The sequence below is a fragment of the Dyella sp. genome, from assembly GCF_036384435.1.
Lineage (GTDB): Bacteria > Pseudomonadota > Gammaproteobacteria > Xanthomonadales > Rhodanobacteraceae > GSA-30.
Genome location: NZ_DASVMI010000142.1, coordinates 1 through 21,086, shown reverse-complemented (window position 1 = coordinate 21,086; position 21,086 = coordinate 1). Strand labels below are relative to the sequence as shown.

The 21,086-nt window shown below is 61.3% G+C and carries 14 protein-coding genes; 6 read left to right on the top strand and 8 right to left on the bottom strand.

Translation table 11 applies throughout. From position 1 onward, the window contains the following. Positions 1-35 precede the first annotated feature (35 nt). On the bottom strand, positions 36-1,397 hold the full coding sequence (locus VF436_RS13955) for a TonB-dependent receptor plug domain-containing protein (protein WP_330904637.1): 1,362 nt from the start codon (positions 1,395-1,397) through the stop codon (positions 36-38). 279 nt (positions 1,398-1,676) lie between these two features. Here VF436_RS13955 and VF436_RS13950 point away from each other — a divergent pair, with 279 nt between their 5' ends. Next, on the top strand, positions 1,677-1,883 hold the full coding sequence (locus tag VF436_RS13950) for a hypothetical protein (protein ID WP_330904636.1): 207 nt from the start codon (positions 1,677-1,679) through the stop codon (positions 1,881-1,883). Positions 1,884-2,183: 300 nt separating this feature from the next. On the opposite strand, the gene VF436_RS13945 is transcribed toward VF436_RS13950, so the two are convergent. The 3 genes from VF436_RS13945 to VF436_RS13935 are packed head-to-tail and all read right to left on the bottom strand — an operon-like array spanning position 2,184 to position 6,423. After that, the gene (locus VF436_RS13945) at positions 2,184-3,710 is read right to left on the bottom strand and encodes an efflux transporter outer membrane subunit (RefSeq protein ID WP_330904635.1); all 1,527 of its coding nucleotides are present in this window, start codon (positions 3,708-3,710) and stop codon (positions 2,184-2,186) included. A gap of 9 nt (positions 3,711-3,719) precedes the next feature. Then, positions 3,720-5,300, bottom strand: a complete 1,581-nt coding sequence (locus VF436_RS13940; protein ID WP_330904634.1) for an MDR family MFS transporter — start codon at positions 5,298-5,300, stop codon at positions 3,720-3,722. Continuing rightward, a complete protein-coding gene (locus VF436_RS13935; RefSeq protein ID WP_414649861.1) occupies positions 5,293-6,423 on the bottom strand; it encodes an HlyD family secretion protein in 1,131 nt (376 codons plus the stop codon). The genes VF436_RS13940 and VF436_RS13935 overlap by 8 nt, the downstream gene beginning before the upstream one ends. A 97-nt stretch (positions 6,424-6,520) precedes the next feature. Between VF436_RS13935 and VF436_RS13930 the strand changes: the two genes are divergently transcribed. Together VF436_RS13930 and VF436_RS13925 are read left to right on the top strand one after the other, a co-directional pair. Next, positions 6,521-7,234, top strand: a complete 714-nt coding sequence (locus tag VF436_RS13930; protein ID WP_330904632.1) for a CerR family C-terminal domain-containing protein — start codon at positions 6,521-6,523, stop codon at positions 7,232-7,234. 260 nt (positions 7,235-7,494) lie between these two features. Further along, entirely contained in the window at positions 7,495-9,171 is a 1,677-nt protein-coding gene (locus VF436_RS13925) for a S41 family peptidase (protein ID WP_330904631.1), read from the top strand. A 155-nt stretch (positions 9,172-9,326) separates the two neighbouring features. Here VF436_RS13925 and VF436_RS13920 read toward each other — a convergent pair whose 3' ends face one another. Both VF436_RS13920 and VF436_RS13915 read right to left on the bottom strand, forming a co-directional pair. Further along, complete coding sequence (locus tag VF436_RS13920; protein WP_330904630.1) at positions 9,327-9,731, bottom strand: hypothetical protein; 405 nt, start codon at positions 9,729-9,731, stop codon at positions 9,327-9,329. 130 nt (positions 9,732-9,861) lie between these two features. Further along, on the bottom strand, positions 9,862-10,374 hold the full coding sequence (locus VF436_RS13915) for a cupin domain-containing protein (protein ID WP_330904629.1): 513 nt from the start codon (positions 10,372-10,374) through the stop codon (positions 9,862-9,864). Between VF436_RS13915 and VF436_RS13910 the strand changes: the two genes are divergently transcribed. Both VF436_RS13910 and VF436_RS13905 read left to right on the top strand, forming a co-directional pair. Then, on the top strand, positions 10,358-11,143 hold the full coding sequence (locus VF436_RS13910; RefSeq protein WP_330904628.1) for an AraC family transcriptional regulator: 786 nt from the start codon (positions 10,358-10,360) through the stop codon (positions 11,141-11,143). The genes VF436_RS13915 and VF436_RS13910 overlap by 17 nt on opposite strands. Before the next feature lie 180 nt (positions 11,144-11,323). Then, positions 11,324-17,824, top strand: a complete 6,501-nt coding sequence (locus tag VF436_RS13905; protein ID WP_330904627.1) for an autotransporter-associated beta strand repeat-containing protein — start codon at positions 11,324-11,326, stop codon at positions 17,822-17,824. A 200-nt stretch (positions 17,825-18,024) separates the two neighbouring features. On the opposite strand, the gene VF436_RS13900 is transcribed toward VF436_RS13905, so the two are convergent. Beyond that, a complete protein-coding gene (locus tag VF436_RS13900; protein WP_330904626.1) occupies positions 18,025-18,909 on the bottom strand; it encodes an SDR family oxidoreductase in 885 nt (294 codons plus the stop codon). Between the two features lie 105 nt (positions 18,910-19,014). Here VF436_RS13900 and VF436_RS13895 point away from each other — a divergent pair, with 105 nt between their 5' ends. Beyond that, positions 19,015-19,434, top strand: coding sequence for a helix-turn-helix domain-containing protein (locus VF436_RS13895; RefSeq protein WP_330904625.1), 420 nt, complete (start codon positions 19,015-19,017; stop codon positions 19,432-19,434). Between the two features lie 174 nt (positions 19,435-19,608). On the opposite strand, the gene VF436_RS13890 is transcribed toward VF436_RS13895, so the two are convergent. After that, positions 19,609-20,829 carry a PQQ-dependent sugar dehydrogenase gene (locus VF436_RS13890; RefSeq protein ID WP_330904624.1) on the bottom strand — a complete coding sequence of 407 codons (1,221 nt, stop codon included), beginning with the start codon at positions 20,827-20,829 and terminating at the stop codon, positions 19,609-19,611. Positions 20,830-21,086: the final 257 nt, after the last annotated feature.

Genomic DNA, 21,086 nt, shown 5'->3' with positions numbered 1-21,086 from the left:
CGTAGACCGGGAACGTCGTGCCGCTGACATCCTGGCTACCGGTCTGCTGACCCAGGAAGAATGCCGTCTGCATTGGCTAGCAGTCGATTACGCGTCTGGTTGCTGCTGTAGGTGGACGTGGTGAAATTCGCATCATATTGCCAACGGCTGTCACCAAAGCTGCCCTTGGCGCCCACCGATGCCGTCCATGAACGCTCCAGATAGACGCGGTTGTAAGCGGCCAGGCCAATGCCCTCGTCGGGAGCGATCGTCCTCGACCAGTTTTCAAGTTGCCCGGTATTGGCGTCCCAGAATGGGCCGACAACCGTCGAACTCGACCACGAGGGTGGCCCGATCAAGGTGCTGGTGACCTTGGTGTCATCGGCCAGGAAGTCGCCGTACAAGGATGTGTGATCACCGAGCGCGTAGTGCAGTGACGCGAAACCTGAAGCCTGGCGCTTGCCTGCACCGATGGTGCCATCGTTGTAATAACGATCGCTACCACAATAGGTGCCCGGTCTGTTCGGGTTATGGCTGTCGGCAAGCCCGATGCTACTGCCCATGAGTCCAGCCAGGTTCGAGCATGCGCCGGCTGGTGGGGTGACGTAAGCGCCCGATACCGGGTCGCGAACAGAGGCCACTGCGGGTACGGATGTGGTGGGATCGAGTGCGTCACGCGTATAAGAAGCGCTGAGGTGTCGGTCGCCAAACGTCAACGGCTGTGCGTGATTGAGTTCCAGGCCGACAATGCCTTCAAGCTTGCCGGCACTGATGCCCTGGGTGATCTGCAACCGCTGGTTGGCGCCGCCGCCACCTTGCGTGCCACCAGTGCGTACGTTGATATCCGTGCCGTCATAGTGCTGCTTGAGAATGATGTTCACCACCCCTGCGATGGCATCCGATCCATAGACCGCTGAAGCACCTGCATCGGTAATTTCGATGCGTTCGATGGACTCCGAAGGAATATTGGCCAGATTTACCGCATTGACTTCGCCATTGTAGGCAATGGGGTATTCCGCGAGCCGATGGCCGTTGACCAGCACCAGCGTGTGATTGGGACCGAGGCCGCGCAGGCTGACGAAGTTGCCCGCTGGCGTGAACGTGCTGCCGAAATCCTGGCCAGTGGTGATGCCTGTATTCTCGGTGGCCTGGGAGATGGCGTCATAGGCATTGCGATAGCCCTTGGCATCGATGTCGGCGGCCGTGATCACGGTAACCGGGGAGGGGCCTTCAAGATCCGAGCGTGGAATGCGCGATCCAGTCACGATGACCTGGTCAAGCTGCTTGACTTGCTTGCCACCCTGATCGGCATCCTTTTTCGGTGCGGACTTGTCTTGTGCCGAGTCAACACCCCCAACTGACGAAGATGTCGCCGCTTGTGCCCATGCGGAGGTGGAAAACGCCAGTGCTACGGCCATGACTATAGCGCTGCGATGAAGCCGCGTTCGGTTTGATGCGAGATTTGAAACTGCTTGGAACATACGCTGGATTTTCCTGGGTACGCGACCGCGGCCCGCGTCGGGGCGCCGGATACGTGTCTTTGTTGTGAGGTTTGACCGCTAAGAGGGGAGGGTCAGGTCGCTGAGCGCGACGGATATGGCTTCAACAGGACAAGGCAGCCTGGCAGCTGCGACAACATGGGTACCGGAATGGTTTGGTGCTCATGGCTTCGTGACTCATCCAAGAGTTCTCGCACCATGCGAGTGGACGTCTATACGTCCATTCTTGTTGAGTTCGCCGCAGTGTCAACCCGGCGCATGATCCATGGTGCATCCTCGATCGCCGTGAACGTGGCGTCACCGCATGCTGGCTACGCGTATGGCAAGGCTTTCGATATGGGGTTTTTTCTTGCGGAAGATGGACTTACGGTGATGCCGACGACTTTGGTATTGGTCGCCCGATGAGCGGATACATGTCCCGATCAACTAAGGTTATGCGAAATGACCATAAGCCGTCGGGGAACCGAATAGATGGCCAGGGCTGTTGCGCATGCATGCAGGGATGCACATTGACCGCAGGTTTCAGCCTGACGCAAGGACGAGCAATACCATTTTGCGTCGCGGGGGAACGTGCACGTTCTCGATTAGATCTGGCTCTCGGGGGCGCGTATCGCCTTATCCTGGCACGCCAATGCCTCGTTTCGGTCGAGCCATCAAGGCCAGGGCACGCGCCTGGCCGAAATGCCCACTCGCATGGCGAACGGGCTATGGAACTCCGGAAGAACCACCCGGCGCGGGAACCGGAGAAGCCGCATCGGTCCGCCAACCCAGGCCAAAACTCTTCTGCAACGAGACGAAGTCCTTCAGTAGCTCCGCTTGTCCTTGCACGAGATCCTGCTGGGCACTGAACTGTGTGCGCTCGGTATCCAGCAGGTCGATGAGCGAGGATGCCCCGGCGCTGTAACGCTGGTGCATCAGCGTGGCGGAATGATCGGCAGAGGCTTCGATCTTCTCCAGCCGCACAACGCTCTCCCGCTGATGCCCGTAGCGTGACAACGCGTTGTTGGCATCCTGCAGGGCGGCAAGCACGGTTTGCGTGTAGCGTGCCTGTGCCTCGTCGCGACTGGCCTGGGCTTGCCGTACCTGGCTGCGGGTGCGTCCAAAGTCGAATGCATCCCATTGCAGATATGGTGCGCCCAGCCAGGTAAAGGCGCTCTTTCGTAACAAATGGCCTGGATCGGCAGCATTGGAGCCGATGAAGCCGAGCATGGTTACCTTGGGAAAAAGATCGGCTTCATGTTGGCCAATCTGTGCATGACTGGCCGCCAGCCGGCGCTCCGCGGCCCGGATATCCGGCCGCTGTTTCAACAGTGTCGCCGGATCGTCGATCGGTACTGAATCGGGCATGGTGGGCAAGGGTGCGGATGTGCCCAACTCCTGATCGAGGGCGCCAGGGGCTTGCCCGGTCAGCACCGCCAACTGATCGAGTGACTCGGTGATCTGCTCATCCAGCGGGATCAGCGTGGCTCTGGTGTGTTCGACTTGCGTGGTCTGCCGTTCGACATCCGATTCCGGAACCACGCCGCGCGCACGGCGCTGCTGGATCAGCTCAAGGGTCTTCTGTTCAAGTTGCGCGGACTGATTGGCCAGGGCAAATCGTTGTTGCTGGCTTCGCAAGTCGATATAGGCCTGGGCCACCTCCGCCGCGAGCGAGACCTGCGTATCGGCAAGGTCTGCGTCGGTGGCTTCAGCCTGCGCCGAAGCAGCCTCGAACGCGCGACGATTGCCGCCGAACAGGTCAAGCTCCCAGGACGCATCGAATCCCGCCGTGTAAAGCTGTAATGGGCCCCTGCCGGTGCCCGTCTTCTGGTTGCCCGACTGCGAATCGTCTGATTGTCCATTCAGCACGGAAAGATCTGGTTCGCGCATTCGTACCGCCGCCGCATCTCCTGATAGCGTCGGCAATTGGGCCGCCCGTCGTTGCTGCAATTGCGCCCTCGATTCGCGCAGGCGCGCTTGCGCGGCATGTAGATCGGGGTTGTTTTTCAGCGCCGCGTCGACCAGCCCGTTCAGTTGGGGATCGTGCAAGGATTCCCACCAATGGCTGGGTGCGTGCGCGGAGGTCACCCCGTTGGATGGAGCGCGCACGAAGCCCGGCGCGTTCACCGCGTCATGCGCGACATCGGGAGCGCCGCGATAGTTGGGGCCTACAGTGCAGCCGGCCATGGCTGCGGTCATGGCCGCCAGCAGAACAGGCATGACATGCATGCGGCGAGAGATGAGCTTGTCCATGAAATATCCTCAGTGGCCGCCACTTGAAGCTGGCGCCGGATGACGTGGCGTCCTGAGCAACAAGGCGAGTGGCACACAGCAGAGCAGGGCGACGCCCAGCAGGTAGAACACTTCGGAGAAGGTCATGACCATGGCCTGCTGCTGTATTTGTTGTCCCAACTGGCCAAGGGCCCGCATCTGCGAATACGCCATGTCGCCGGTACGGGCGAACCAACTGGCTGCATTGGCGGCCATGCGATCCTGGCCCAGCACCGAATTGGCGGTCAGCGATTCGCGAATCGTGGCCACATGGAATGTGTTGCGGCGATCAATGACCGTGCCGATGATGGCCAGGCCGATTGAGCCGCCCAAGTTGCGCGCCATGTTGTAGATGCCGGCGGCATCGCCTGATTCCTCGCGCGATACGGCTGCCATTGATGCCTGGTTCAAGGGCATCATCGCCAGGATCTGGCCCACGCCACGAATCAATTGCGACCAGAAGAAATCGTGCCCCACGTCCTGTGCCGTCAAATGGATATCGAGCATGCAACTGGCGACGTAGCACAGCAGGCCGCTGATGGTAAGAACACGAAAATCCATCTTGCCCAGAAGGCGCGGGAGAATGGGCATCATCATGAAGGCAGGCACGCCCGATACCAGCATCACCCAGCCCGACTGCTCGGCGTTATAACCGGAAATCAAGCCGAGGAATTGCGGGATCAGGTACACCACGCCATACAGCGCGGCGCCCACGACAAGCACGATGAAAATGACGCTGGCGTAGCGCGGATTGCGCAGCAGACTGAGTCTCATGACTGGGCGTTTGGCGGTGAACTGCGATATGGCGATCAACACCATCCCGATGAACGAGATCAGGCTGAGCCAGATGATCATGCTGGATTCGAACCAGCGTTCGCGCTGGCCTTCTTCCAGTACCACGGTCAATGAACTCAATCCCATCGACAGGCCGGCAATGCCCAGCCAGTCTGCCTGCTTCAATGCCTCCAGATGCAAAGGGGCCGAAGGCAGTCCCGCGATCAGCAAGGTAATCAGGCCGATGCACACCGGCAGGTTGATGAAGAAACACCAGCTCCAGCTGATGTTTTCGGTAAGCCATCCGCCCAATACCGGGCCAAGCAGGGGGCCCAGCAGGACGATCAAGCCGAAGGCCGTCATGCCGATCGGAAGCTGCGAGAGCGGCAGGCGCGTGCGAATGATGGTCTGCGCGGTGGGAATCATCGCGCCGCCGGTCAATCCCTGGCCGATGCGACCGATGATCATCATCATGAGTGTGCTCGACAGCCCGCACATCATCGAGAACATGATGAACAGCACTGCGCAACCAAGTAAGAAATTGCGCAAGCCAAACACCCGGGTAAGCCACGCCGCCAGGGGAATGATCACGATCTCGGACATCAGGTAGCCGGTGGATATCCACGTGCCTTCCGTGCCGGTTGCGCCGATCTCACCCTGAATCTGCGGCAGGGCCGAGTTGGTGATCGAGATATCCAGGGTGGCCATCAGGGCGCCGAGCGAGCCGGCGGCGACGGCGATCCAGTCGGCAACGCTGGCGCGCTCCGGATGCGCTGCGGCCGGTGTACTTTCAGCCATGATTTTCGCTCGATGCGGCAGGCGCCTGACCATCCGAACGCGTGTCCACGTCTACCGTGACCGACAGGCCGGGGACCAGCTTTCTGCGCGCTTCGTCGTTGGCGTCGACACGAATGCGCACCGGTACGCGCTGCACGATCTTGGTGAAGTTGCCGGTGGCATTCTCCGGTGGTAGCAGCGCGAATTGCGAACCGGTTCCCGGCGCAAAGCTTTCCACCACGCCATGAAGATCGGTGTCGGGCAGCGCATCCACGCGAATCTTCGCGGTCTGTCCAGGGCGCATGTGGCCCACCTGGGTTTCCTTGAAATTGGCGGTGAGATAGATGCTCTGCACCGGCACGACAGTCATCAGGCGTGTCCCGGGTTGCGCATACTGACCAATGCGAACGGTGCGATCGCCCACCCGCCCGGCCAGCGTGCTGCGAATCAACGTATCCTGCTGATCGAGCTGCGATTGCTTGGCCGATGCTACGGCGGCCTCCAGTTGCGCGTGCGCCTGCGCTATTTGCGCGTTGAAATCGGCGATGCGCGATTGCGCCTGATCCAGCGCTGCCTTGTCGGCGGCTGCGGTGGCGCGGGCCTGGTCCCGGGTGCTGGTCAACACGGAAATCTGATCGCTGCTTTCAGCGCCGGTCTTGCCCAGCGGTTCGAAGCGGCGCACTTCATCCTCGGCATGGCGCAGGCTTATCTGGGCAGCCTGCCATTGCGCGCGGGCCTGCTCGATGGCCGCCTGTTGCTGCTCGATGCCTGCTTGCGCGCGCTGGATATCCGCCTTGCGCGCGTCGACCGTGGCGGCCGCCTGATCCAGCGCTGCCTGGTACTGCCTGGCATCGAGGCGAACGAGTGGGTCGCCGGCTTTCACCGCAGCATTGTCGGTGACATACACCTCGGTGACGTAACCGCTCACCTTCGGGGCAATGGTCACGCTGTCGGCTTGCAGGTACGCATCATCGGTGCTTTGGATGAACCGCCCGACCAGCCACCAGTAGACCAGGGCGATCACGCCCACCACCAGCAGAACGATACCGACAGGCAGCAAAAACCTCGGCATCTTGCGACGCGGAGGCACTGGAGCAGCGCTCTTCGACGCATCCGTCGAGGAGGAATCTTGGGTCGCGGACATGGAAGCCTGGTCTCGAATTTATTCCAGGTGGAAATATTTTCCACTTGGTATAAATTTGTCAAGTGCTATCATGGCGCCAGCCATGGAGAACTCGAAGATGTCCACAGCCACTCGCTCCCGACGCTCGCCCGCAGGAGGTTATGCACGCGGGGAAGAAACCCGCCAGCGCATCATCGATGCGGCGATTCAGTTGTTCGGGGCACATGGCTTCGATGGCGCATCCACACGGGACATTGCCGCCGCCGCTGGCGTTAACGCGCCATCATTGCAGTACTACTTCGAAAGCAAGGAAGGCCTGTACAAGGCCTGCGCCCAGCACATCACGGACGAATTGCAGGCGCGCTATGCGCCGGCCATGAAACATGCCAGCGAGGTGTTGAAGGGCGATCCCGACGTCGAGGTACTGATCGATGCGTACCACCGTTTCCAGCGGCTCACCCTGGATACTGTACTGTCCCCGGACCACTTTTCCCGGGGGCTGATCGGACGCGAGCTTGCTGGGGAATCGCCGAAGATCGCTTCGGAAATGCTGCATAAGAAGATGAAGACGCCGATCAACCGGCTGCTCCTGGGCCTGCTATCGCGGATCATGCATACACGGCCCGACGATACGATTACCCGTATTCGCATGCTGACCCTGAAGGGCTTGATGATGGCGTTCTACTATCCGCCCGGAGCATGCCTTGAAATGCTGAGGTGGAAGGAAATCGACGACGCGAAGGGCGCCCTGATCCGTGCCGACGTACAGGAACAGACGCGCACGCTGCTTCTGAGCTGGCATGCGGCGGGAAAGTCTCATAAAGCCTCGTAGTCACCGGATGGTGCAGGCACTGAAACCTCTCGATTGAAAAACCCGTATGTGGTGTGCTGGGTAGTCTGCGGACCGTCCGGGTGGCAAGCATGCTGCACGCTCATTGCCGGCATGACTTGCTGAAGATCGAGCCAAGGCGCTGTGACGGCATGGTGGCGGGCTGCGTTTCCAGGTGTAATGTCTGGACGTGGATGTTGGCAGGCGGGGGCATGCCATGGGTCCTTATCCGTCGTCATGACGGACCCATCATGAGGGGGCATATGAGCAAGAGGCAGATACAACGATGTGGCTGGATCGTGTTTCTCGTCGCTGGCTGGCTACCGTGTGCATCGAGTGCACAACAGTCGCCTCCAGCGTCAACCAGCTTGCCTGAGCGTTACAGTGAATCGCTCAAGCTTTACCAATCCAGGCAATACGCCGAGGCCGCGGCGGTCCTGGAGCCATTTCATGCGGCCGGCCCCGATGGCATGGATTGGCATTGGAACCTGGCCATGTACCAGCTTGCATGTTACGAGGCGCTTGCCGGGCAAAAGGAAAAAGCCATGCAAGCGCTCATGGCGTCGCAAGCCCGGGGTGGCAGTGTGCCGGCCGAACATCTGGCAACCGATACGGATCTCGTCTCGCTTCATGACGACCCACGATTCAGGCAACTGGTCGCCGAGGCGCGCAACCAGGAACGACTCTGGGCGCGTGAACCCGGGCAGGATCTGCCGCTGGTGCCAGATCTTGGCGAAGACGCGAAAATAGCGGGCTTATCCGCTTTCTGGTCAGAGGCACGCTTTAACTTTGCCTATTTCGACCGGCAGCCCGACCTGGACTGGAACCAGGTCTACATGGACTTCCTGCCCAAGGTGCGGGCTACCAGATCGACCGAAGACTACTACCGCCTGATGATGCAATTTGCTGCCCTGCTGAAGGATGGGCACACCAATGCATATCCACCGGCAGCCCTCAATGACGCGTTTTATGCCAGGCCTGGGCTGCATACGCGACTTGTGGAAAACGCGGTCGTGGTGATGTCGGTCGACGATCCGGCCTTGCTTGCCCATGGATGGCATGTGGGCGATGTCATCGTGAAAGTCGATGGAGAAGATGTTCTGCGTTATGCAGCTCGTGAAGTGGGTCCCTACCAGAGCGCATCGACGCCGCAGGATCTTCAGGTACGCATTTTCCAGGATGCGTTGCTCACGGGGCACGCCGGGAGCCGGTTTCAAGTCACCGTGAAAAATGCGAAGGGCATGGAAGAGGAGCGCGAGCTCACCCGATTGCCGCTGGATGATCTGAAGAAACTCGGCCACGAAGCCGTTTCTTTCACGGTGAGGCCGGATGGTATTGCCGTCCTTGTCATCAACGAATTTGAAGATACGCAGGGGGCGAAGCTACTGCTCGCCAATCTTCCCCGCGTGAACGCATCCAGGGGGCTGATTATCGACGTCCGCGCCAATGGCGGCGGCAGTACACCGGTGGATCTGTTGCAGATGTTGGCGCAAAAACCGATTCGCGGCCCCATGATACGGACAAGAACGTATGTCGCCGCTGATCGTGCACGCGGCGTGCTGCCGGGCTGGGTGGATGTGCCACCTTTCGAGGTGCCGGCCGATTCCGAGCACCATGTCATTGTGCCGGTGGCCACCTTGATCAGTGCGCAGACCTTTTCGGCGGCGGAAGATTTCGTGGCCGCTTTCCTGGCCATGCATCGAGGTATCACGGTCGGAGAAAGTACAGCGGGAAGTACGGGGCAACCGTTGTTCTTTCAACTACCCGGCGGCGGTAGCGCCCGGGTGTGCACACGAAACGATCGTGCCGCAGACGGCACTGTCTTCGAGGGCCAGGGACTTCATCCGACCATCGCCGTGTCACCGACCATCGAAAACGTCCAGCGTGGGCAGGACGTGGCTGTCGAGCGCGCCGCGAATGCACTACTGGCCCGACGATGAAGACTTCGCAGGCGAATCTCGTGGCGGCCGTCACGCGATAGGCGATACGGCCGCACGGGTCAGGCGATCATCGCATCGAGCCGCTCGATGGCATCAGCCGGACGACCGAGCGCTGCCATCTTTTCCACCTTGGTGACCGTTCGGCTTTTAAATACTTATTTCGCCGGAGCAGGGCGTTTATAGGGAATGAACGCTCCGAGGCTTACGAAGCCTTTTTCAAAGCCACCGGCCCGGTCAATCGTGCGCACGATATCCAGTTTGCAAAGCTGGGTGCCGAATGTCTTCGTCAGCAAGATATCGTCGCTGTCCAGCGACGCGCCGCCACCCCGGGGATAGTTGACGTACAAGATCGGTCCGAAGTCATACACGATGGCAGTGTGATCGATCACACGATTGCCCTGCGCCTGGGGCAGGCTGATGCAGTCCACGGGAGGGCCGGCGACCCGTCCCTTGAGCATGTTGGCCAGTTCCGTGGCAGGGTCGTCCTTGGCGGCCAGGGCGTTACCGGACGCGACCAGTGCCGCGATACCCAGGGCAAGGATCTTGATCAGGGCGGGCATGCAAGTTCTCCACGACGGCATAGGCCTGTGCATGGTATGCCTAAACGATAGCCGGCAGACCAGGTCTATGCAGGCCAGGCGTTCATAGACCCGTGGTTTCTCACAGGTCGCCAGCTTCAGCAGGGATGGCTTAGATCACCCGACGAGGCGCCGCCGTGGCCGGGTCGCCGCTGTTGGGTGTCCCGGTAGGTTCGATGAGCATGATGTGCGCCTCCGTCGCCGACCTTGGACGATGACGTACGCCTTTGGGGACGACGTAAACCTGCCCAGGATGCAGGCTGACCGTTGACCCGTCTTCCAGATCGATGTGAAGCTGTCCTTTAAGGACAAAAAAGAAATCATCGGTATCGGGGTGTACGTGCCAGGCATATTCCCCGCGGAGCTTGGCGACCATGACGTCATGGCCATTGAAAAGCGTGACGGTACGCGGCTGCCATGCCTCGTCGAAGGTTTCAAGTTTTTGCGCAAGATCAATGGGATCGGCCATGAAAGAGGCTCCTTGGATGGTGCAGCCATTGTTCTCTCCGATAACGGAGGGGTCTAGTACAGTTGTTGCGGCCGGGCAGGCCATGGCTCCTCGGGGAAACCGGGCTTCTATCTCGTCGTTGACCGATGACATCACGCTAATGCGTGCCGGCTTCACCAGCCATGCTTTCGAGCGGCACAGTCATGATTGCTTCTCGGTGGCGGTGACGACCTTTGGCGTGCAGAGCTTTCGCAGTCGCGGCAGACGTCATGACTCGCGTCCGGGTGACTTCGTGCTATTCAACCCAGACGAAGACCACGATGGTCATGGCGGAACGCCCGAGGGTTTCAGTTACCTCATCTGGTACATCCCGGAATCATTCGTGCGCAGTTGCATCGATGCAGCTGCCGGTATCGACCGCCTGCCTTATTTCGCCACGTCTAGCGTGCGGGATAAGGACATGGCCGCGATGTTCACGGCGTTGACGCAGGAAATTTCGAGCTATCCCGGCGAATCGTTGCGTACGGAAAGCCAGTTGCGCCACTTCATGCGCGCGATGATCTTGCGTCACGGCGAACGGGCATGGGTGTCCCGTGCTTCCGATGCAAACCTGGCTCGTCTCCAGGCTGTGAAGGACTATATCCGTGCCTACTTCCAGCAAGACATTACGGTGTCCGAGCTGGCTAGCATCGCAGGGCTTTCGCGCGCGCATCTGACGCGTGCATTCACGGCAGCATTTCACGTGCCTCCCCATGTCTATCTCAATGCGGTTCGCATTACCCATGCCAAGAGCCTGATCGCACGAGACATGCCCTTGGCGTCCGTGGCCGCCGAATGTGGCTATGCCGATCAGAGTCACTTTACGCGGCGTTTCAAGGGCAGCGTGGGTATCGCTCCGGCCGATTGGCGGCGCATGCGCCATCGCAAGATCATCAGCGTAGCCTGAAAAACCAGCTTTCGCAGGTCTTTGCAGCGCCTTGCTGCGCGCGTGGGCGCCAGCACGCCGCATCGCATGACATCACACGGACCAGGATTGAGCGATAATCTTGAAAAAACGAGGATCGGGCGCAGAGGTTGCCGGATTTTCAGCCCGCTTCGGAAAAGAAGCATCACTGGGGACAATCTAATGAATCGTATTTACCGCCTCGTGTGGAACCGTGCGCTGCGCACGGTCCAGGTGGCTTCGGAGTTGAGCCGTGCGAATCATGCGACGACTGCCGCCGGCGGTAACGTTACGCATCGCCATCGGCCGCTGACCGTTGCCGTGGCAGGCCTGCTCCTGTCAGCCGTGGCTTCACCCGCCTTCGCGGTGTGCTCACCGACCAATGTGGCCGATTGCGGTGCGCCGGGCGGATTCAACGGGCACCCTGGGCGCAACATGCATGGCGGTACGGGTGATGGCACGGGCGGCAGCGCGACGCATCGTAACGATCCCGGTGTTCCCGGTACGGCAGAAATTTCCGGTGATCCCACCAGCAATGGCGCCGGTGGCAAGGGCGCTGACGGTATCGAAAACACGGACCCTGCGACCGTCGCCGCTGGTGGCAGCGGTGGCGCGGTCGGGGCGACCGGATCGGCCGGCCTTGGCGCATCGGTGACCGGTGGCGCCGGCCAGGCTGGCGCCAGCCCGCCGACCAGCGTCGATTTCTGGGCCGGCGCGGGTGGCGGCGGTGGCGCGGGCGTGTTCGTCAATGACGACGCATCGATGGGCTATGTGGCTTCGGCCGTAGTGATCTCCGGCGGCAAGGGCGGCAAAGGGGGTGATATCAATTCCACGCCCAATGGTGACGCGGGTGGCGGCGGTGGTGGTGGTGCGGGTGTGATTGTTGGGGTCGGCGCGACCAATGTGACGATCGGAGTGAACGGTCATGTGAATGGCGGCAACGGCGGTAGTGGCGGCAACCTCGGCTATGCCGGTAGTGGTGGCGGCGGCGGTGATGCCATGCTGCTGCTGGGCGCGAATGCAAACATCAACATCAGCACCGGGGCCACGTTGCAAGGTGGCGCGGGCGGACAGCCAGGCGTGCCGTCGCCGGCCAATCCGCCCAACGGCGGTGGCTATGCGGGTGGCTATGGCGGCGGTGGCGCCGGTCTCAACATGGTCGGCAGCGGCGAACTGCTCAGCAATGCCGGCACCATCAACGGCGGTAGCACCGGCGGCAGCGGCGTGGCCGGCGTGGGCGTGCGAGCTTGGGGTGGCGCGGGTATTAACAACAGCGGACGCATTGCCGGCGGTATCAATGGCGATGGTGTCCAGGCCGATTCGGTTCTGTTCTCCGGCGGTGGCAACGTGCTGACCATCGTGTCTGGCGCGACCTTCGTCGGCAAAATCCAGAGCACCAGCGGCACCACCAACGGTGGCGACGTGGTGTCGTTGAACGGCACTGCATCGGGCAGCTTCGATGCCGGCCAGCTCGTGGGTTTTGCGACAGGGCGCAAGGAGGGTAGCTCCAACTGGACACTCACCGGCAATGGCGACCCGGGCACCAACTGGGTCGTGCGATCCGGTCAACTGATCGGCAACACGAACAGCATTGCCGGCAATCTCACGTTCTCGGCAACATCCAGTACGCTCGGCGTCGACTTCAACCAGAGCGTCAACGGGACCTTTGGCGGCACCATCAGCGGGGCGGGCAGCCTGCTTAAGGACGGTATCGGCACGCTGACTTTGTCTGGCAATGTTTCCGGCTATAGCGGCCAGTTCCTGATCAACCAGGGCATCGTCGCCCTCACGGGTGCCGGCGACATGCACGGCGCGGACATCCAGGGCTCGAACTTCAGATTCGACGTCAGCCAGATCAGCGGCGCGTTCGCCACGGTGGCTGGCCTGTCCGGTGATGGCACCGTCAACTTGGGCACGCGCACGCTGGTCTTCAACAATGCCACAGCCGGAAGCGACGATTTTCAGGGCGTGATCAGCGGCACGGGTGGCATCACGCTCAACAGCGGCACGCAGGAACTAAGCGGCGCCAACACCTACAGTGGCGATACCCAGATCAACGGTGGCACGCTCATCGTCGACAATAATGGGCAGATTGGCCAGGGACAATCGGCGCTGAATATCATCGGAGGCACCCTGGATGCGTCCGGTGTGAATCTAGGCTCGACGCTGGACGTGAAAAGCCTGGCCGGTTCCGGCAATCTGGTGCTGGGCACAACCACGCTGAACATCGATTCCGGTGACAGTAATTTCCTGGGTGAGATCAGCGGCTTTTCCGGGATAAACGTCAACGGCGGCCTGCTTACACTTTCCGGTGTCAACACCTACACCGGCGACACGCTCGTGCAGAACGGTGGGCTCGATCTGGTCGGCAACGGCACCATCGGCAATCAATCGCGCATCGTGTTGAACAACTCCACGCTCGATCTGCGCGGCGTCTCGATCAATCGCACGGTTAGCCAGGCCAGCTTGGCCGGCAGTGGCACGGTGCGCCTGGGTAGCGCCATGACCTTGCAATTGACTGGCGCTAACGACACATTCTCTGGCGTCATCTCCGGTGCTGGCAACCTTGCCATTACCACCGGACGAGAGGTGCTTGACGGCAACAACACCTACAGCGGCGGCACAAGCATCGACAGCAATGGCACGCTGATTGTCGGTGACGCAGGGTCGAGCGGCGCAGCGATTGGCGGCGATGCCAACGTCATCGGCGGCACCCTGGGTGGCAATGGCACGATCCATGGCAACGTAGTGGTCTCGGCGGGCGGCACGCTGGCTCCGGGCGACATTTTCTCGTTGGGTACGCTCACCGTGGGCGGCAACCTCACCATCAACGATGGCTCGCAGCTGGATTTCGACCTGGCAGCACCCGGTCCGAATTTTTCCACGCCAGGGCAGGGCGATCACATCCTGACCGATGGCAACCTGATCATCGGCGCCTCCTCGCTGAACATCAGCGATTTGGGCATGGGGCCGGGCTTGTACAACTTGTTCAAGTGGGGCGGCTCATTGCAATTCAATAACGGCGGCTTCCAGGCGCCGCAGGGCATGAGCATCCAGATCCTCAGCGGCGACAAGCAGATCAACCTGATCGATTCGCAAGGGCTGACGCTGGACCTCTGGGACGCCAATGGCCTGGCCAGCCCGAACAGCATGGGTGGCGGTAGCGGCACCTGGAGCGTGGATTCAAGCAACTGGACCAACACCAATGGCGAGACGACCGGACCGATGTCGCCACAACCGGGCTTCGCCATTTTTGGCGGCGCGTCCGGCACGGTTAACATCGACAACACCGATGGTGCGGTTACCGCGACGGGCCTGCAATTCATGACGGACGGTTATCGCCTCGACGGCGATGCCATTACCCTGATTGGCCAGAACGGCAACGCGCCGGTCATTCGCGTCAGCGATGGTGCGACGGCCATCATCGACAGCGTCATTTCCAGCAATATCGGTATCAATAAGACCGATGGCGGCACCCTGGTGCTCAACGGCGCCAATTTGTACGCAGGCAATACCACGCTTAGCGGCGGCGAACTGGCGGTGAGTTCCGATGAAAACCTGGGCCAGGCTGCCGATGCGATCGATTTCGAAGGCGGCACGCTGAAGATCACCGGCAACAGCTTCCATGCGACCGATCGCCAGATCATCTGGGGCAATGCGGGCGGTGGTTTCGACATCGCCGATGCGTCCAATACGTTCACCGTGTCGCAGGACCTTGGCGGCGCAGGTGGGCTGTACAAGATGGGTGCAGGCACGCTGGTGCTCACCGGCAACAACAGCTACACCGGCGACACCACCATCGCGCAAGGCACGCTGCAAGGCAACACGCTGAGCCTGCATGGCAACATGGCCGACAATGGCACGCTGGTGTTCGATCAATCCTTCGACGACACCTATACGGGCGCGATCACCGGAAATGGCCAGCTGGTCAAGACCGGCACGGGTGTCCTGACTCTTTCCGGTGTCAACGCCTATGCCGGCGGCACGAGCATTCTCGCCGGTGGACTGGCCGGTTCCACGACGTCGCTGCAAGGCAATGTGCTCGATAACGGCCAGTTGATTTTTGATCAGTCGACCGATGGCAACTTTGCTGGCGCCGTCTCCGGCACGGGTCAGCTGATCAAGAACGGTTCGGGCACGGTAACGCTCAGCGGTGCAAACACCTATACGGGCGGTACCGCGATCAATGCAGGTACCTTGCAGGGCGATACCAGCAGCCTGCAAGGCGCCATCGTCGACAACGGAACCGTGGCCTTCGTGCAGAACGTCGATGGTCAATTCAGCGGGGCCATCTCCGGCACCGGCAGTCTGAGCAAGAGCGGTAACGGCACGTTGGTGCTGACCGGCACCAACACCTATAGCGGTGGCAGCACGATCAGTGCCGGTGTGCTGCAAGGCGATGCCAACAGCCTGCAAGGCGCCATGATCGACAACGCCACCCTCGCGTTCGCGCAGGCCAGCGATGGTACGTTCACCGGAGCCATCTCCGGCTCGGGCCAGGTCATCAAGACCGGCGCAGGCACGCTGGTGCTGTCCGGTACCAACAGCTATGTGGGCGGTACGCAGGTCCAGGCCGGCACGCTCAAGGGCGACACCTCCAGCTTGCAAGGCGACATTGTCGATAACGCCACGGTGGCTTTCGACCAGGCGAGCGACGGAACCTTCGCCGGTGTGCTCAGCGGTGGTGGCCAATTGGTCAAGGATGGCACCGGAACGCTCAGTCTGACCGGCGCCAATACCTACAGCGGTGGCACCACCATCAGCGCCGGCTCGTTGCAGGGCGACACGCACAGCCTGCAAGGCACCATTGTCGATAACGGCACGGTGGTATTTGCCCAGGACAGCGATGGCCGTTTCAACGGTGTCATATCCGGCAGCGGCCAGTTGATCAAGACCGGTGCTGGCAGCCTGGTACTCGCAGCGGGCAGCACGTACAGCGGCGGCACCAGCGTCAATGCCGGCAGCCTGCAAGGCGACACGTCCAGCTTGCAGGGCGCCATTGCCGACAATGCCACGCTGATCTTCGCGCAAGCCGCCAATGGCGTCTTCAACGGCACGCTTTCCGGGGCTGGCCAGTTGATCAAGAACGGGGAAGGTACGCTGGTGTTCGATGGCATCAGCAGCTTCAGCGGCAACACCGAAGTGACGGCCGGCAAGCTGGTGGTGGGTGACGATACGCATGCCGATGCATCTTTGGGTGGCATGGTCACCGTTGACAGCGCAGCCACGCTCGGTGGCATGGGCAGCATCGGTGGCCTGGACCTGTCCGGCACGCTGACGCCAGGCAATTCCATTGGCACGTTGCACGTCAATGGCAACGTGACCTTCCATCCAGGATCAAGCTACCAGTTCGAAGTGGCGCCCGATGGAACCGGTGACCGCGTCGCGGCGACCGGCAACGTATCGATTCTTGGCGGCACCGCGCTGGCGTTGGCCAGCGACGGCAACTGGGCCCCGCAGACGCACTTCAACATCATCACCGCGGGCGGAAGCATTACCGGGCAATTCGACAGCATCACCGACAACCTGGCATTCCTGACGCCCAGCCTGAGCTACAGCGCCAATACGGTGACCTTGCTGTTGCAGCGCAACGATGTCCATTTCGACGACGTGGCACAAACGCGCAACCAGCGTGCGGTTGCAGGAGCGATCGATCCGCTCGGCATGGCCAGCCCGGTCTACCAGTCCACCGTGGGATTGGATGCCGCCACCGCGCGTGCCGGTTTCGATCGCCTATCCGGTGAGCAATTCGCCAGTACGCGCAGTGCGTTGATCGACGACAGCCGGTATGTTCGCGACGCCGTGGATCGTCATCTGCTGGGTCTTTCCAACAACGGTGCGCAGGCGACCGACGCCCAGGGTGTGACCGCCTGGACCAGCGCCTGGGGTCATTGGGGCGACAACGACAGCGATGGCAACGCCGCACGCATGCAGGCCAACGGTAGCGGCTTGCTGGTGGGCGCCGATCTTGGCATCGGCAGCAACAGCCGTCTGGGCGCGATCGTCGGCCATAGACAGTCGAGCTTGCGCGTGGACGATCGCGGGTCCAATGCTCATGCAACGGCGACGGACCTTGGCCTGTATGGCGACACCTCCTTTGGCGGCTTCGCCGTGCGCGGCGGCGTTTCCTATGCCTGGGAGAAAGTGGATGGCACGCGCACGGCGGTCTACGGCAACGTTGCCAATACGCTGAGCGATCATTATCACGCGCACGTGGCGCAGGGTTTCGTGGAGGGCGGCTATCGCTTCGAGGTGGGTGAAGGGCAGCAACTTGAGCCTTTCCTCAATCTCGCGCGCGTGCAGTTGCGCACGGATGCCACTCGCGAAGGCGGTGGCGCGGCAGCCTTGACCGTGGCCGGTGAGAATACCGCCGTCAACACGGCCACGCTGGGGCTGCGTGACACCTGGTCGCTGGATGCATCCGGCGGCCTGCATGCGCACGCCAGCCTCGGTTGGCAGCAGGCCTGGGGTGACCTCACGCCGGTCAGCAGCATGCGATTTACCGGTGACAGCAGCAGCTTCGATATCGCCGGTGTCCCGGTGGCACGCCATGCAGGCGTAGTCGATGCGGGCCTGTCGTTCTCGTTGGCGCGCAACGTGGCCGTCGATGCGAGCTACATCGGTCGCTTCGGCAACAACGCCAAGGACCAGGGCGCTCGCATGAGCCTCACCGTGCAGTGGTAAACGCGGTGTCCCTCTCCCGGTGATGCCGGGAGAGGGATATTGACCTGCATGCATATCTCGCTTTCAGCCCGGTGTGCTTTGCCGTGGCGAGAGAGGTGTCGATCCACGAGCCTGTCCATACGCAAGCCGAGGATTCGGCCAGTCATTGGTATTCGCGCTGGTCGTGGTGCAGCGTCTGTTGCTGGTCTATGGAGGCAGATTCAACCTACCAACGCGGATCTGGCTTCCCTGAAGTATTCGGCCAGACCCCTCGAAGCATGGCCGGTAAGTGCCTCGACATGATCGGTCACGAGGGAGAGATTGCCCGCGCGTGTTTCCGCTTCGGCCGAGACCAGCACGGATACGAAGATCTCCGGCACGCCGGCGGCTTTCAGTCCCGCGGCAAAGGCCTCGTCGCTCACGTGGGCAACGGTCAGCGGTTTGCCCGTGGCCTGGCTGGCGAGGCGGGCAATGTCTTGCGTGGTCAGCGCCTCGGAGCCCGTGAACGTATACGTCCTGCTTTCCGTCGCCGGGTTGGCGAGCGCTACGGCGATGGCTTCGGCGATGTCCTCGCGTGCGACATAGGAAATTCTTCCGCCTTCGGCCGCCGAATACCATTGCCCGTGTTCCAGCGCGTGGGGCAGGGCGCGGAGCAGGTTTTCCTGATACCAGCCATTACGAAAAATCGCATAGGGCAGGCCGGTCGCCTTGATCGCCTGCTCGGTTCCCAGATGGTCGGGCGCGAAGGTAAGCCGTGAGCTATCGGGGTTCGGCAGGGAGGTGTACGCCAGACGCTTCACCTTCGCCGACACGGCCGCCGAGACGGCCTGACGATGCTGCTTGAGACGCGTATCGGCACCGTCCAGGGCATCGGTCGAAATGATGAGCACCGTGCCGGCACCGCTGAAAGCTTCAGTCAGGCCATGCAAGTCTTCAAAGTCCGCCCGGCGCACTTCGATGCCGGCGGCGGCGAGGTCAGCCAGCTTTTCGGGATTGCGGGTGCCGGCCAGGATACGGTCTGGCGTCACGCCACGGGCAAGCAGGTGCTTGATCACGAGCTGGCCCAACTGGCCGGCCGCACCCGTTACAAAAATCTTGTCATTCATGCTTCAAGCTCATTTTGAGTGTTACTCTCAAATTGAGAGCGACCCGATGATCAGGCGCTTGCGACTTATCGTAAAGAAGGCAGTTTTTCGGGAGTTAGTTACCCTATGGGAACCACCAAAGCCGCGACAGGTCCGCTCAGGACGAGGATCGAGAAGGCCAGGGAGAAATATGGAGCGTTCGCGAACTGCCCGGTTCGCGACGTCATTGACGGTGTCAGCGGCAGGTGGAGTTCATTGCTGATGACGGCATTGGCCGAACAGCCGTATCGGTTCGGCGAACTGCGACGGCTTGTGCCCGACATATCGCAACGCATGCTCACGCAGACGCTTCAGGAACTGCAACGCGATGGCTACGTGCATCGAGAAGTGTTTCCCACCAAACCACCCGGCGTGGAATACAGCCTCACCGAACTGGGACGCTCAATGTTCGAGGCGCTGCTGGTGTTGTTGCAATGGGCGGAGAACAACCACGACGCGGTGAGGGCGGCCCGGGTCGACTTTGACGGCCAGAGGGAAACCGCGTGAAGCGCCGCATGGTTCGTTGACGGAAGCCGCTACCACGTTCCTGGTTCTTCGTGCCTGCGCAGACTGTTACCGAGTGCCTCAGGCCTTGATGGGTCTACAGGCACTCGATTCCAGTCTGCGCAGTGACGATTTCAGTGGAAGGTTATTCGAGGCGTTATACCGTGCGCCAGGAAGTCACTTTGGCGTAAGGTGGTACAGGCCACCCGGCTGGGCATCTTCCAGCAGCCAGAGCGAGCCATCCGGTGCCTCTTCGACGTCACGAATGCGCTTGCCAAGGCTCCAGCGCTGAACCGCCGTAGCGCCGCCCTTGCCATCGAAGGTGACACGAATGAGTCCCTGGCTGACCAGCCCGCTGAGCAGGGCGCTGCCCTTCCAGTGCGGAAACAAGTTGCCTTTGTAGAACATGAGATTGCCCGGCGCGATCACCGGCACCCAATAGATCACCGGTTTGGTCAAGTCAGGGCGTGTATCTGGGCTGGGAATGGACACGCCGTCATAGTTCAAACCGTACGAAACCAGCGGCCAGCCGTAGTTCTTGCCACGCTCGATCAGGTTCAGTTCGTCACCGCCGCGAGGACCATGCTCGAGTTCCCATAGGCGACCATCTGGACCGAAGGCGAGGCCGTAAGGCGTGCGATGGCCGATCGACCAGGTTTCTGCCGGCGTAAGATTGGGGCCGGGGAAGGTATAGGTACTGACGACCGGCGCCGTCTTAGCCGCCTCGGTATTGGCCGCCGGATCGATCAGCGGAATAGTCTTGGCACCCACCTTTCCGGCCCAAGGATTGCCCGGCGCGGGTTTGCCGTCGAGCGTCAGCCGCAGAATCTTGCCCACGGGTTGATCGGGATCCTGCGCGGGCGTGAAGCGCTGGCGATCGCCCACGGTCAGGAAGAGATACTTGCCGTCCGGCGAAAACGCGATCTGGGCACCTGCCTGACCACCCTTGCCCGTGGGCATCTGGCGCCACAGCACCTGGAAATCCTCCAGCCGGGCCTGATCGCCATCCAGCACGAGCTTCCCTCGCCCCATGGCCAGGCCGCCGCCATAGTCGCCGGGTGCGACATAGGTGAGATAGACATTGTGGTCGTGGGCGTAGTGGGGCGAAAGGAAGACGCCCAGCATGCCGTTCTGGCCTTCGAAATAGCTGGCCGGCACCCCTTTGATCTCGGTCTTGGCTCCCTGCGGAGTCACCAGGTCGACCCGGCCCACCTTTTCGGTGACCAGCATGCGGCCATCGGGCAGGAACGCGATGCGCCAGGGCAGATCGAAGCTGGCCACCTTCGTGACGTTGAAGGGAAGGTCGGGATCGGGCTTCTGATCGCCCGCATTGGTCTGCGCATGGACGGCGCTTGTCAGCAGGGCTCCAAACAAAAGCCCGTTTGCCAGCTTCTTCATCTGCGTGATTCCTTTAAGCGTCCGAGTGACCGGCAGATCCTAGCGCCCTGGATGATGTTTGAGTGTGACGATGCACCTCGTTTGATGAGGGCTAAGCAATGGGCACAGGAGGCTACTGAGCCCATCCCCAAATCAGTAGCACCCTAAAGTAGAGCTATCGGCGGTTTTGAGTGTCTTGCGAAATGCCTCCGCAAACTGCGCTGGCGGGATATCTGCCAACGAAGAATGGGGGCGGAAATCATTATAGTCCGCCCTCC